This window comes from Gilliamella sp. App2-1 (assembly GCF_001690255.1).
Lineage (GTDB): Bacteria > Pseudomonadota > Gammaproteobacteria > Enterobacterales > Orbaceae > Gilliamella > Gilliamella apicola_G.
In genome coordinates this window covers 69,788-84,909 of the sequence record NZ_LZGR01000043.1, presented here as the reverse complement: position 1 = coordinate 84,909, position 15,122 = coordinate 69,788, and the positions used below count along the sequence as shown (strand labels likewise).

The window sequence follows — 15,122 nt, the reverse complement described above, 5'->3', positions numbered from 1 at the left end:
AGTCGTTAAATAAAAGGAAATAAATTAGCAATGCAGCGAATAACAAGAATTATTTTTGATCATCATCCCGAAAAGATGTCGTTATTCGATCAATATAATTCTTTGTTAGTATTGCTAAAACCACATTTAACTGAACGTACTTTTTCGATCTTAGCTATACCAAAGTTGATTGATGATAATCAGTACATTGGATGGTACAGCCCTTTAGAAGGGCAACCTATTTTATTGAGTGAAATTAGTGCTCAATCACATAAAGCTAAGATAGAAAATACGTTACAAAATCGTATTAACGATATCGAAACTGCGGTTAAGTTAATGTCAATCACTGCTGAGCAGCAGGTATTTATTTCATCGTGGTTACCTAGAATTAAAAGTTTAGGTAATCATATTTATGTGATTAATGATGACCCCGTTATTGTTAATACCTTTGAAGATCCTATTTTACCAGCACCTGCCCCAGTTATTCCGTCAAAATCATTTTGGCATTGGTGGCATTTTTTACTTTTAGCCTTATTGTTACTTGCTTTGCTTGGTGTTCTTTGGTACTTATTTTGTCCATATGGAAAAGCAAAGCCTGAGCCAGTGGTTCTTGATGCTAAGCCAGTAATAACTCAACCAGTTGAAGAAAACAAGCAAGCTGAACCAGTACCTGAGCCTATTACTGAGTCAAAAGATCCCGCACCAGCACCTGCAGCAGAACCTTTACCAGAACCAAAGGTGAAAAATCCTCCTAACTGCATAACCAAGAAAGAGATACAAAAAAATCCAAATCCATCAAAAATGGCAATAGTCTTTGATAATTCATTATCTATGACAGTAACATTAAATGAACCGCCATCTGAAATTAAACAATATTTTCAATATATGGCTTATGGATATGGACGTAATTTTTCCGAGCAAGAAAGAATTAAATACGAAAAGCGAATGACACGTTTACCAACTCGTTTATCAAGTAGTAAAAGTGTGGCTACTTCAAGTATTGATAGCATACAACAGAACATCGATATATCACTTGTAACGCTGACTAATTGCCCTGCTGCAGATGTTTCACCGTTTTATAATTATGTTAATAGGAGAGCGCTAAAGCGTAAAATTAAGCAATTAACACCGACTGGAGCTGGCGGAGGAGGTACACCTTTGTATAGCGGTCTAGAAAAAGCCAGCAAAATGCTTGACGGTGTAAAGCGTGATGACTATATTCTGATTATTAGCGACGGTGAAGACAATTGTACAAGAAATAATATTTGTACTTTAGCTAATTATATAGCTGCACAAAAGCCACGATTAAAGATTAATATTGTGGATATTGCTGGTGAACACAAAATAGACTGCATTGCCAATGCGACGGGCGGAAAAGTATACATTGCACAAAGTCCTAAAGACTTGATTCAACAGATGAATAAAGCTGTTTCAAATCTGAAAATCAACAGACCAGTATGTCAATAAAAAACATAAGCTCCCATTAATACAAAAACAAGTAGACAATTATCTGCTTGTTTGTGTGTTTTATATTTAATTAAAGTCTGAAATTTAATGAATCTCTAAAGTTTTAGGTATTGCAAAAAATGAAAGAATCCAAAAATTACACAAATCTTATATTTAAACATCTATCTGACTGAAACTTTTTGACAAAATTTTTAAAGATTTTCACCAAAATCTATTTAGATGATAATTATCTTCTTTAATAAGAAAGTTACACCATTACCCAATAAAAAACCAGACATAGCATCTGGTTTTTATGTTTGTTTTTTTATAACAGTAATATTTAGAAATCTAAATTGGCTGCTTTAAGGGCATTTTCTTCAATGAATAATCGTCGTGGTTCAACTTCATCGCCCATAAGAGTTGTAAACAATTGATCTGCTTCAATTGCGTCTTTGATGGTGACTTGTAACATACGGCGACTGGTGGGATCCATGGTGGTTTCCCATAATTGTTCAGGATTCATTTCGCCAAGACCTTTATAACGCTGAATAGTTAAGCCACGACGAGACTCTTTAATTAACCAATCAACGGCTTCTTCAAAAGATTCAACCGGCTGTTTACGCTCACCGCGTTGAATAAAGGCACTCTCTTCCAGTAGATCTTTTAATTGTGCGCCAAGGCGGCAGATATTACGGTATTCATTGCTATGGATAAAGACTTGATCTAATGGATAATTTGTATCAACACCATGGGTTCTGATTTTAATGGTTGGCACATATAATTGTGCTTTTTCATTATATTCAGTTGAATACAGGTAGCTGCTGCCATGTTGCTCTTTGTTCGATAATTTTTCAACAATGGTTTTTGCCCAATTTTCAGACTGCTGCTGGTTTTTTAAAATACTTTCGTTTAATACGTCATGATAAACCAATTCAGAAAGTAGCGCTTTAGGGTAACGACGCTCCATTTTGGTAATCATTTTTTCGACTTTTTGATATTCGGCAATGAGTCTTTCTAACGCTTCGCCTGCAAGTGCAGGGGCATGGTCATTAACATGTAATGAGGCATCTTCAAGGGCTAAAGCAATTTGAAACTGCGTCATTGCTTCATCATCTTTGATGTATTGCTCTTGCTTGCCTTTTTTGACTTTATATAAAGGCGGTTGTGCAATATAAACATAGCCACGCTCTATGATTTCTGGCATTTGGCGATAAAAGAACGTTAGTAATAGAGTACGAATATGTGAACCATCGACATCGGCATCGGTCATGATAATAATGCTATGGTAACGCATTTTATCTGGATTATATTCATCACGGCCAATACCACAACCTAATGCAGTAATTAACGTTCCCACTTCTTGCGATGAAAGCATTTTATCAAAACGGGCTTTTTCGACGTTCAATATCTTACCTTTTAGCGGTAAAATTGCTTGATTTTTGCGGTTACGTCCTTGTTTGGCCGAGCCACCCGCAGAGTCCCCTTCCACTAGGTAGAGTTCAGATAGCGCTGGGTCTTTTTCTTGGCAATCGGCAAGTTTACCCGGTAGTCCACCTAAGTCTAAAGCACCTTTACGGCGTGTCATTTCTCGCGCTTTACGAGCGGCTTCTCGCGCTCTTGCTGCGTCAATAATTTTTCCGACGACAATCTTGGCATCGCTTGGGTTTTCAAGGAGATATTCGGCTAATTTTTCACCCATGACGGATTCAACCGCAGATTTAACTTCTGATGAGACTAATTTGTCTTTGGTTTGTGATGAGAATTTAGGATCTGGGACTTTTACTGATACAACCGCGATGAGACCTTCACGCGCATCATCACCTGTGGCACTAATTTTCGCTTTTTTGCTGTATCCTTCAGATTCCATATAATTGTTTAATGTGCGTGTCATTGCACCACGGAAACCGGCTAAGTGTGTACCACCGTCTCTTTGGGGGATGTTATTAGTAAAACAATAAATATTTTCTTGGTAACCATCGTTCCACTGCAGTGCCACTTCGACGCCAATATCGTCTTTTTCTGTGCTGAAATAAAATATTTTAGGATGAATAGGATTTTTATTTTTATTTAAATATTCAACAAAAGCTTGGATACCGCCTTCGTAATGATAATGTTCGCTTTTACCGGTGCGTTCATCAAGTAATCTGATGGATACCCCCGAGTTTAAGAAAGACAATTCACGTAGTCGTTTAGCTAAGATTTCATAAACAAACTCAATATTAGTAAAAGTTTCTGGACTTGGCCAGAAGCGAACATAGGTACCTGATTCAGTGGTGTCGTCAATCACTTTGAGTGGCGCTTGTGGCACCCCTAAGTGATAAATTTGTTGGTGAATTTTACCATCACGATAAATCACTAATTCTAACTTATCCGATAAAGCATTAACCACTGAAACACCCACACCGTGTAAACCACCGGATACTTTGTAAGAATTATCATCAAATTTACCACCTGCATGTAGCACGGTCATAATAACTTCAGCCGCTGAGATACCTTCTTCCTCATGAATACCAGTCGGAATACCACGACCATCGTCACGCACAGAAACAGAGTTATCGGGATGAATTGTCACTTCAATATGGTGACAATACCCAGCTAATGCTTCATCTATGGCATTATCGACCACTTCAAAAACCATATGGTGAAGTCCTGTTCCATCATCAGTATCACCAATATACATACCTGGACGTTTACGGACAGCATCAAGCCCTTTGAGTACTTTAATGCTAGAAGAATCATAAGAATTAGACATGGATTTCTCGACTTATTTGATTGTTTATATCATTCTGTATATTTAAGAAATTATACCAGATTTTATATAAAAAATCTTATCATTTTCATCGATCATGTGGGTAATTTGCGCTAGGTTAACGGCGGTAATAAATACTTGTGAATGAGCTAATTTTAAACGTTTGGCTAACAACGCTCGTTTATTGTTATCGAGTTCAGAGGCAAAATCATCAATCAAGTAAACACAAGCTTGGGTACTTTGCTTTGAGTAATATTCACCTTGAGATAGGCGTAAGGCACACATTAATAGCTTTAATTGACCACGCGATAACAAATCTTCAACTGGAATATTGTCGACACGTAATCGAATATCCGCTTTATGTGGACCGACTGATGTGTAGCTAAGGAGTTTGTCTCGCTCATATTGTTTATATAATATTTCAGCATAGTCAGTACTATGTTCCCAACCTTGATAATATTGGCAATTCAGCTGATATTCGGGTAAAAAGTCATGGCAAGTTTTTATAATTTCAGGGAAAATCTGTTGCGAATAATCCGCTCTAATGTGACTAATTTTCTCAGCAATGGGAGCGAGTTCTTTGTCCCAAGGTAATAATTGATTATAACTATGGGATTGCTTTAATAATGCATTGCGCTGTTTAAATAAGCGTTTTAGATTATTCCATAAATGAACAAATTCTGGATAATGATGAAAACATCCCCAATCAATAAATGCGCGACGATATTTGGGACCACCGCTCAATAAATCAAACCCTTCAGGTGTAATTAATTGTATGGGTAATAATTTGGCTAAATCAGCTAATCGAAAGCCTTCGTCCCCATCTATTTTGATTTTATTTTCGCTATTCCGTGACTTTGCAAGACCAATGGAATGGACTTGTTGATGGGTATTTTTTATCTCACTAAATAATACAAGCTCTGGTTGTTCATGCTGAATAATTCGATTTGATTGAGTATGTCTAAATGCGCGACCATGGCCAAGCATATAAATAGCTTCAAGTAAGCTCGTTTTTCCACTACCATTATCACCAACAATAAAATTGAAATGTGGCGATAAAGATAATTGTGCATGATCAATATTACGGAAATGATGAATGTTGATTTTTGATAGAGTCATATGCCTTGAATAAGGCCGGCCGAAGCCGGACAATTAAATGAGATTTGATTATAAGCGCATTGGCATAACAACATAAGTAGCGGTCTGATTGTTGATATCTTCTATTTGTACACTTGATGTTGCATCAGTTAATAGCAGTTGTACGCTATCACATTTCAATGTATTTAATATATCAAGTAAATAGGTGACATTGAAGCCGATCTCAAGCTCTGCTGATTCATATTTTACGTCAATAACTTCTTCTGCTTCTTCCTGTTCTGGATTATTTGCGGTGATTTTTATCTGATTGTTATGGACATAAAGTCGAATACCTCGGAATTTTTCGTTGGATAAGATCGCAACACGTGATAGGGCGTTTCTGAGTTCTTCACAAGATACTTCAAGTGGTTTATCGGGGTTGCGTGGTAATACGCGTTTGTAGTCGGGGAATCTGCCATCAATGAGTTTTGATGTGAAGGTGAAATCACCAAGATTAACACGTAAATTATTATTACCGATTTGCATATTGATTAATTCGTCGTTATCACTAACCAGTTTAGCAAGCTCAAGGACCCCTTTTCTTGGTAAAATGACTGAACAAGAAGTTTTAGTATCTTCTTCAATAGGTTGTGCACATAAAGCTAATCGATGTCCATCTGTTGCAACTGATTTTAATAAACCATCTTCAATTTCAAATAACATGCCATTTAAATAATATCTTACATCTTGGTTAGCCATTGAAAATTGCACTGCATCAATAAGACGTTTAATGGTTTTTTGTGGAATAGAAAGATCAACATCACTTTGCCAATTTTCTAAATTAGGAAAATCGCTAGCGGGCAGTGTGGATAAAGAAAATTTACTACGACCTGATTGAATCATCAATCGGTTATCATCAACGCTTATCGAAATTTTGGCATTATTAGGTAGGTTTCGGCAAATATCAAGAAATTTCCTTGCTGGCACGGTTGTTGCACCAGGTTCACTTAGTTCAACTAATGGTATATGCGATATCATTTCTATTTCAAGATCAGTTCCCGTCATCGATAGCGTGTTATCGCTTACTTGTAATAGTAAATTACCCAAAATTGGTAGTGTTGGACGACTACTCAATGGTGCACTGACAAGTTGCAATGGTTTTATCAATTTTTCACGATCTATAATAAATTTCATAGTATTGATTCTTTTTTAAGTTGATAATGTTCGAATTAAATTGGAGTAATCTTCTTTAATATTATTGCTTTCTTCTTTCAACTCTGCAATCTTTCTACATGCATGTAATACCGTTGTGTGATCTCTGCCTCCAAAGCCATCGCCGATCTCTGGCAGGCTTTTGTTGGTCAGTTCTTTGGCAAGTGCCATTGCCATTTGTCGTGGTCTTGCAACAGAACGAGAACGACGTTTAGAAAGTAAATCTGATACTTTAATTTTATAGTATTCGGCAACCGTTTTTTGAATGTTTTCAATGGTAACTAGTTTTTCTTGTAAAGCTAGTAAATCTTTTAAGGCATCTTTAACAAAATCAATGGTAATGGCTTTACCAGTAAAATTAGCATTAGCGATAACACGATTAAGCGCACCTTCTAATTCACGAACATTGGAACGTAATCGTTTAGCAATAAAAAAAGCGACTTCTTCAGGTAACTTAATATGATTTTCTTCGGCTTTTTTCATTAAAATTGCAACTCGTGTTTCTAGTTCGGGTGGTTCGATTGCAATGGTTAATCCCCAACCAAAACGTGATTTTAAGCGATCCTCAACGCCATTTATTTCCTTAGGGTAGCGATCAGAAGTTAATATAATTTGTTGATTGCCTTCTAACAATGAATTGAACGTATGAAAAAATTCTTCTTGCGAACGCTCTTTATTCGCAAAAAATTGAATGTCATCAATAAGCAACGCATCAACTGAACGATAGTAGTTCTTAAATTCTTCAATCGCATTATTTTGTAATGCTTTAACCATATCTTGCACAAAGCGTTCCGAATGCATGTAGACAACTTTAGCGTTGGCTTTTTCAGCCATTATTTGATTACCAACTGCATGTAATAAATGGGTTTTACCTAAACCGGTAGAGCCATATAAAAATAATGGGTTATAAGCTTTGCCAGGGTTTTCAGCTACTTGTTTTGCTGCAGCAACCGCAAGCTGGTTGGATTTACCTTCAACAAAGCTATTAAACGTGTGCTTATGATTAATACCTGAATGGTAGACATGATTATTATTTGTTTCTTTTGTCGTTTTCCATGCAGGTACCACTTCTGTTTTGCGCTGACTACTTTGCAATTTTTTATCGGTAGATACAGTTGAACCAACTTCAAGAAATAATTTTAGAGAATCGTCATTAAAAAGTTTATTTAATAATTGGGAAATAGTTGTTAGATATTTATTTCTGACCCAATCTAGGACAAATCTATTTGGTGCATAAATATAGAGTTTATTATCAACCAGTTCCGCTTGCAACGGACGAATCCATAAATTGAATTCCGTTGTCGGGATCTCTTCTTGTAATTGAGAAAGGCAATCTTGCCAAATTGCGGTAGGCACGGCAACTCCTTTAACTTTGCTTACTAACAATACTGTAAAGCATTATAATCTTTTTTGTGGATAATTTGTAGATCTAAGGTGATATATAATTTAGTTGTTAACAAAAAAGATAGATAAAAAAACCCGGCTTTTAACCGGGTCTTAATCAATAATTTAAAAAATTAATTTGTTGTATTAGTTACTTCAACTTGTTGAATGTTACGTGCTTTAACTTCAATTTCAACACGACGATCTGGTGCTAAACATGCTTTCAAGTTAGCGCCACGAAGAGCATTACATTTAGTACCAGTAACTGGTTGAGATTTACCCATACCACGTGCGCTGATTAAGTCAGCAGGAACACCTTTAGATACTAGGTATTTCATAACTGAGTTAGCTCGTTTTTCTGATAGTTTTTGGTTATAGTTATCTGAACCGATACGATCAGTATGACCAATTACTACGATAGCGCTTTCAGTTGGGTTAATTTTAACAAGATTTGTAAGTAAGTTGTCTAATGCTTGGCGACCTTCTTCTTTTAAGTCAGCTTTTGCATAAGAAAATAATACATCTTCATTTAATACATAACGGTTTTCTTGAGTTTTTACTTCAACCGGTGGTGTAGCAACTGCAGTAGAACCTAAACGGTAAGTGATACCTAAAGTTACTAAACCTGCATCTGGAGAAGCGTCAGTTTTAGTATGAATATGTTGAACATATTGATATTCTAAACGAGTAGAGAAATCTTCGTCGATACGATAGTCAAGACCTAATGCATAAACAGGAGATACGTCAGTTTTTGTGCCACCGTGACCGTATTGTGCTTTAATATCTCCACCATTTTTCCATTTAGCGATAGTTACCATTCCACCAGCACGACCATAGATATCTAAATCGTCAGAGATAAATGATAATGGATAGCTTAATTTACCAGTTAAAGATACACCTTGTGCAGAAATCTTGCTGTTTCCAGCTTTAGTATTATCAGCAGTCCGAGTTCTTTTATATTTAGCAGAACCTAACCAATCATAACCTAATTCAAATGCTAAATAAGGGTTTGCTTGGAAACCAAGGAAAGCACCGCCCGCAACATTACTACGATTTGATGTTTTAATACCGATTTCATCTTTATTATAGCCACGGACTTTATTGGCATCTAATCTGTAAAGTTCTGACCAACCTAATTTAGCACCTGTATAAAAAGTGTTTTCTTCGTATGATGCGTTAGCTGCAGTAGCTGTTAAACTTGCAACTGCGATTGCTAGAGCTAGAGTAGTTTTTTTCATTTTATTGCCTCAACTTATATGTTGTTATAGACGATGTTTAGTTTCTTTATTGTTTAAAATTTACTTCAAATAAAAAAGAACAATTACTTATTTTTATATAATTATGTTACCCATAATTTAGTGCCTAGTATAACATAGATAATAGGCAAATCTATAGTTATTGCTACAGCAATAGAAAATATTTAAATAATTTTATCAAATTATTTTGTTAATAGTCATGTAAAAGTCATTAATGGTATTTGCTAATGAATTAGCCATAATAAAGAAGTCCGCTTCAAGTCGTTTATCAAATTCATCGGAACCGATATCTTCATTTTCGTCTAAAATAACCGAGTCAAATTTAATTCGTTTAAATGTTAAGTCATTATTGACGATAAAGCTGACGCCTCTTTCGTCAATAATTTTAATTTTAGTGATCCATTTTCCAGAATCAAAATGGACACGCATTTCATCGCTGGTGATTTCTTGATTTTTACAACTGATAATCCCATTACCCTCAAGCGGATCTTTAAGTTCGGCTTGGTCACCCAATAAAAATGGCGGGAATGTTAAATTCTCTTTAGCCCATGTGGTCATGACTTGCTCAAGAGGTTTATCAATTGATAAAGGTATTAAAGCAAGTGAACCAAGCTCTTTACGTAATATAGCTAAGATATCTTCTGCTTGTTTAAAACTACTACAATCAACAATAATGCGTTTATTCTGTGTATCAATCCATAACCAATAGTGATTATATTTACTAAATGCTCTTGGCATTAGATCAATCATGACTTCGTCTTTTAAGGTGGCTTTTTCGTTTTTAGTCAGCTTTCTGTTTAAAGCTTGTTCTTGCTTATCGATTTTCTCTAATAATGCTTGTTTAATGACGGGGGCAGGTAATATTTTTGTTTCTTTTTTGATACGTAATAACAAATGCCCTTGTATATCAACAATAAAATCATCGTTATTATTATCATGATAAGGAGAAACCCAACCTATTTTGGTGGTATCTAAACTACCACACGGAGTAAAAAGCTGAGATTTTAGTGCTTTTTCAATCGCATCTTTATTAAGTAATGTATCATTATTAAGTTGATAAATGATGGCATTTTTAAACCAAAGCATACTTTTCTATTTCCTGAATTTTTTGTGATAAAGTTTTTATCTTGTTTAAACGAGTAACAACTTATAGTGGATAAGCCGAGATTATTTTGTTATTGAGTATGAATGTATATTCATTAAAAGTGATAAGATACACCCATATAAACTGAGGTTACAGTGCTATTGTCAACCATAGGGCTATCGGCCGCATCGCCAGTTAACTTATCAATATGAACTCCGCCAAAAGTCGCAATATTTTGGGTTAATGAATATTGTGCTGCTATTTCAGCGTAAGGTGTTAATGAATCATCAACATTAAAGTATCGTAATTTTGAACGTGAGGATTCTTTATGCGAGACACCATAATAATAATCATTATGTTTATTATTGGCCCAATTTATACCGATAGTAGGCGCAACAATTAAATTACCTTGCATATAAGGAACCGTATAATCAGCATTGACTAAAATACTATTACTTTGATTTAGTACATCTGCCCCTACGCTACTAGAAAAACTTCCCCAGTTGGTATCAATGGAATACTCGATTTCTGCAAGTAGTGTTGAATGACGGCTATTAAGTTGCTTTAATTGGTGATTATCTGAATCATGTGGTTTAAATTCATTAGATAAATAACGAGCGCCAATGGAGATGCTTTGATTATCTTCATTATACGCATAAACACCAGCCGATAAGTCATCAATAAAAAATAAGCCATTATCATAATCAATATGACCGATAGGGTAATAATTAGTGCTATAACCTTTATAAGGTGAATTTGCCAAATCCATACCCGCCCCGATGGAAATGGGATCAGCTAACGCATTTTTGGTGGTGCCTAAAACGATGATTGACAAAATAGAAAGTGCACAAGCTGTTTTTTTCATTGTTTTATACCCATATATAAAAAGTGATCACCTGTAGCTAGTAACACAAACTTTATTATCATTTATTTTGCTGTTTCGCATATCGTCACACAATCTATACATTAATTGTACATTGTAACAAACCAATTTCTTGAATAATAATGCCACATTTTATCGTATTTGAATATGGATTAGTGAGATAATTATGAGTAAACCAACTTTAGAAATGATTAATAGTCGTCCTGATGATGCGACATTGTTAGCGGATGAAGCTAAATATTGTTCTTTTGGTGATACCGTGCATTATGTTGAACCACCAAAAATCTTTGATGGTTGTGAAGGTAGCTACATGTATGATAAAGAAGGCAAAGCTTTCCTTGACTTACAAATGTGGTATTCTGCGTGTAACTTTGGTTATGCTAATGAACGTTTAAATAATGTGCTTAAAAAGCAAATTGATACTTTACCACAGTGCGCTAGCCAATATTTGCATCCAACTAAAATTGAATTAGCCAAAACGATAGCCCAAGGCATGGAAAAACGCTTTGGTTATGAAGGACGAGTACATTTCAATGTGGGTGGTTCACAATGTATTGAAGACTCTTTAAAATTGGTTCGTAATGCATCTGGCGGTAAATCGTTAATGTTTGCTTTCCAAGGTGGATACCATGGTCGTACTTTAGGCGCTTCATCCATTACATCAAGTTATCGTTATCGTCGTCGCTATGGTCATTTTGGTGATCGTGCTATGTTTGTTCCATTCCCATATCCTTTCCGTCGACCAAAAGGCATGACAGCAGAAGAATATGGTGAACATTTGGTGGCTGAATTTGCGCGTTTATTTGAAACCGAATACCACGGTGTTTGGGATCCAAAAGTGGGACAAGCGGAATATGCAGCGTTTTATGCCGAACCTTTACAAGCAACAGGTGGTTATATTGTTCCTCCTCGTAATTACTTTAAAGGTCTTAAAAAAGTATTAGATCAGTATGGTATTTTATTAGTCGTTGATGAAATCCAAATGGGCTTTTATCGTACTGGTAAACTTTGGTCAATTGAACACTTTGATGTCAAACCTGATGTTGTGGTTTTTGCTAAAGCATTAACTAATGGTCTTAATCCGCTAGGTGGTTTATGGGCACGTGAAGAATTAATTAATCCACAAGTATTCCCAGTTGGTTCAACTCACTCAACTTTTGCCTCAAATCCACTTGGTACAGCAGTTGGTCTTGAAGTGTTAAAAATGACTTCTGAAACCGATTACGAAAAAATGGTCATGGAGAGCGGTGCTTACTTCCTAGAAGGTTTAAAAACACTTGAGAAGAAACACAAAGAGATCGGCGAAGTTGATGGTTTAGGCTTAGCGCTACGTGCTGAAATCTGTACTGAAGATGGCTTTACAGCCAATAAAGCACTTGTTGACAAAATGGTTGATATCGGTATGTCCGGTGATCTTGATTGGAAAGGTACCAAAATGGGCTTAGTGCTGGATATTGGTGGTTACTATAAAAACGTGATTACCTTTGCGCCATCGTTACACATCTCTCGTCAAGAAATTGATCAGGGTATTGAACTGTTGGATCAATTAATTACTCGAGCTAAAAAAGAGCTTTAATTGTTTTGTTTTCATTTTCCCGCCAATGTCTATTGGCGGGACCGCGAGTTACAGCCAATCTTATATTTAACGTTATGAAATATATCAATCAGTTAGAACCCAATGAATTAATAGACAATTTTTTAGCTCATCCTCCACAAGAATTTTCCGCATGGCTGAGTGAAGATGGTGTGCCTGTTTTTTCTGCCAAGTTTGATCTTCTTACTACTGCAGATGATGATTTCAGACATAAAATTCAAAAACTGCCTTTTTATCATAAATGGCAGCGCTACTTACAACCCAATACTTGTTTTGTTGGCGCAACTGTTTCGGAATATGCGTTACTAAATGATAAAGTGGATGCTAATCAATTAGCACAACATCTAAAAACGGCTTATGCTAAGCAATATCCTTTTTTGATTGTTAAAGATATACCTATCGCATCGCCTTTACTGAGAGACAAAGAAAATGATTATTCAATGCATCTTATTTCGTCACTAAAAGAACAAGGTTTTATTGAAGTCGAGGGGCAAGCATTGGCTTGGCTACCGATTGATTTTGTAAATATAGATGAGATTTTTTCACGATTTTCTTATAGTCGACGTAAAAATTTTAGGCGAAAACTAAAATCACGAGAAAAATTAGTGATTAATATGTTGCATAGTGGTGATGAGTGTTTTTATGACCAAGCGGTTTTAGATGAGTATTATCAATTGTATCTTAATGTTTATCAGCAAAGTGAAATCCATTTTGACTTATTGACTAAGCCCTTTTTTACTCAGCTATTACAAAGCAAAATCCAAAATGCGCATATTGTGACTTATCACCATGATGATAAGTTGGTGGGGTACAATATTTGTTTTGTTGTGAACAATATGCTAGTTGATAAGTATATTGGTATGGTTTATCCACAGGCAAGAGAGCTCAATCTCTATTTTGTAAGCTGGTTTGTTAATCTTGAATATGCTTTGCAGCAAGGATTTAGTCATTATATTGCGGGTTGGACCGATCCTGAGGTAAAAGCATCACTCGGTGCAAAATTTACTTTTACTAAGCATCTTGTCTATATTCGCAATCCATTACTAAGAGCTGTATTACGCAGATTGATTGGTCACTTTGAAAGTGATAAGGAGAAAGTAGCATGACCTGTCCTATTATTCTCAACTTTGATGGAAGCGTGGGTGATATTTGTCATGCTCAAACGATTGATGTTACGCAGTGGCAAGATACAATTCGTTTTGGTTGCACTAAGAAACAATTTAGCCAATTTAAACAGGCATTACAAAAATCTTTACCCGACACTCATGGCACGGTATTAATGGGCAGTGGTGATTTTCATCATATTTCATTATTACTTATTGAACGTTTAGCACAGCAATATTCCGCAGACAATCCGATCCAAGTTGTGATTTTTGATAATCACCCCGATAACATGCGTTATTTATTTGGTATCCATTGTGGATCATGGGTTAGTTATGTGGCAGGTTTGCCATTTGTGAGTCATGTACATGTGCTTGGTATTACCTCCCATGATATTGGACTTGCTCATTTTTGGGAAAATAGGTGGAAACCACTTTTTCATAAAAAACTGACTTATTGGAGCTTAGATGTCAATGTCGCATGGGCAAAAAAAATTGGTTTAGGACATGCTTTTAGGCATTTTGCCACACCAGATGACCTTATTGCTAACTTCTTATCCGAACAATATCATAGCGCACAACCGGTCTATTTATCGATTGATAAAGACGTATTAAGCGAAGAGGTGATTCACACCAACTGGGATCAAGGCAAGCTACAAACGTATCATCTGCTTGATACTATATCGTCAATTAAAACTAGAATTATCGGCAGTGATATTACGGGAGAACTGTCAATATGGCAGCCATCAAATTGGTTTAAACGTTTACTCAGTTCGCTAGATAAACAACCGACTATATCACCCCAAAACCTTATCAATTGGCAACAAGAACAACATCAACTTAATGTGACATTATTAAAAGCATTAGCAGTATAAATTGGTGTAAAAAAATTTCAGAAAAGTAGGTGTTTAAGTATAAAAATTTACCTACTTTTCCATTATTTGTTATGATGAGAACTTAACGTTGATGATGTTGCAAATTTTGTTTAGATAATTTGCTTTCTGCTAACGCCAAAAAGAGAATGCCCGAAACAATTAGTGTTGCACCAATTAACTTGAATAAGGTAATGGGTTCGTGAAATAACCAGATAGAAACAATCATGACTGTCACAACTTCAAAGTGCGATGCCGCAAAAGCTGGGCCTACTGGTGCTTTTTTTAATAACGTCATCCAAGTAAAGAAAGTCAGAATATAACCCGCTATTGAAATATAGATCCAAGGGTTAGTAAATACGCGAGTTAACCATTCTAGGCTCATTTCTAAAGGTTGCGCTTCAATAGCGGTTAATTTAAAACTACATTGCGCAATTGTGTCAAAAAAGAGTAATACAGAAAAACCAATTAAGTAAAATCTAGCCAT

12 protein-coding genes are annotated in these 15,122 nt (G+C 35.7%); 4 read left to right on the top strand and 8 right to left on the bottom strand.

The features are described from left to right. The first annotated feature begins 30 nt into the window (after positions 1–30). Entirely contained in the window at positions 31–1,446 is a 1,416-nt protein-coding gene (locus A9G22_RS05535) for a VWA domain-containing protein (protein WP_065586632.1), read from the top strand. Between the two features lie 319 nt (positions 1,447–1,765). On the opposite strand, the gene gyrB is transcribed toward A9G22_RS05535, so the two are convergent. The 7 genes from gyrB to A9G22_RS05500 all read right to left on the bottom strand — a co-directional run bounded on the left by gyrB (position 1,766) and on the right by A9G22_RS05500 (position 11,051). Further along, positions 1,766–4,177, bottom strand: a complete 2,412-nt coding sequence (gene gyrB / locus A9G22_RS05530; RefSeq protein ID WP_075508492.1) for a DNA topoisomerase (ATP-hydrolyzing) subunit B — start codon at positions 4,175–4,177, stop codon at positions 1,766–1,768. A 42-nt stretch (positions 4,178–4,219) separates the two neighbouring features. Then, complete coding sequence (recF, locus tag A9G22_RS05525) at positions 4,220–5,293, bottom strand: DNA replication/repair protein RecF (protein ID WP_065586630.1); 1,074 nt, start codon at positions 5,291–5,293, stop codon at positions 4,220–4,222. Between the two features lie 48 nt (positions 5,294–5,341). Continuing rightward, entirely contained in the window at positions 5,342–6,445 is a 1,104-nt protein-coding gene (dnaN, locus tag A9G22_RS05520) for a DNA polymerase III subunit beta (RefSeq protein WP_065586629.1), read from the bottom strand. Positions 6,446–6,460: 15 nt separating this feature from the next. Beyond that, complete coding sequence (gene dnaA / locus A9G22_RS05515; protein ID WP_075508491.1) at positions 6,461–7,819, bottom strand: chromosomal replication initiator protein DnaA; 1,359 nt, start codon at positions 7,817–7,819, stop codon at positions 6,461–6,463. A 161-nt stretch (positions 7,820–7,980) separates the two neighbouring features. After that, complete coding sequence (gene ompA, locus A9G22_RS05510; RefSeq protein ID WP_065586627.1) at positions 7,981–9,084, bottom strand: porin OmpA; 1,104 nt, start codon at positions 9,082–9,084, stop codon at positions 7,981–7,983. Between the two features lie 195 nt (positions 9,085–9,279). Then, positions 9,280–10,188 (bottom strand): recombination-associated protein RdgC, encoded by a 909-nt coding sequence (locus tag A9G22_RS05505; RefSeq protein WP_065586626.1) that lies wholly within the window; start codon positions 10,186–10,188, stop codon positions 9,280–9,282. Positions 10,189–10,301: 113 nt separating this feature from the next. Continuing rightward, entirely contained in the window at positions 10,302–11,051 is a 750-nt protein-coding gene (locus A9G22_RS05500) for a MipA/OmpV family protein (protein WP_075508490.1), read from the bottom strand. 184 nt (positions 11,052–11,235) lie between these two features. Here A9G22_RS05500 and A9G22_RS05495 point away from each other — a divergent pair, with 184 nt between their 5' ends. The 3 genes from A9G22_RS05495 (at position 11,236) to A9G22_RS05485 (ending at position 14,638) form a co-directional block, all read left to right on the top strand. Further along, positions 11,236–12,645, top strand: coding sequence for an aspartate aminotransferase family protein (locus A9G22_RS05495; RefSeq protein WP_141669987.1), 1,410 nt, complete (start codon positions 11,236–11,238; stop codon positions 12,643–12,645). A 74-nt stretch (positions 12,646–12,719) separates the two neighbouring features. After that, positions 12,720–13,769: a GNAT family N-acetyltransferase gene (locus A9G22_RS05490; protein WP_065586625.1), complete on the top strand. Its 1,050-nt coding sequence runs from the start codon at positions 12,720–12,722 to the stop codon at positions 13,767–13,769. Next, positions 13,766–14,638 (top strand): arginase family protein, encoded by an 873-nt coding sequence (locus A9G22_RS05485; RefSeq protein WP_065586624.1) that lies wholly within the window; start codon positions 13,766–13,768, stop codon positions 14,636–14,638. The genes A9G22_RS05490 and A9G22_RS05485 overlap by 4 nt, the downstream gene beginning before the upstream one ends. An 82-nt stretch (positions 14,639–14,720) precedes the next feature. On the opposite strand, the gene A9G22_RS05480 is transcribed toward A9G22_RS05485, so the two are convergent. After that, positions 14,721–15,122 (bottom strand): DMT family transporter, encoded by a 402-nt coding sequence (locus A9G22_RS05480; RefSeq protein ID WP_065586623.1) that lies wholly within the window; start codon positions 15,120–15,122, stop codon positions 14,721–14,723.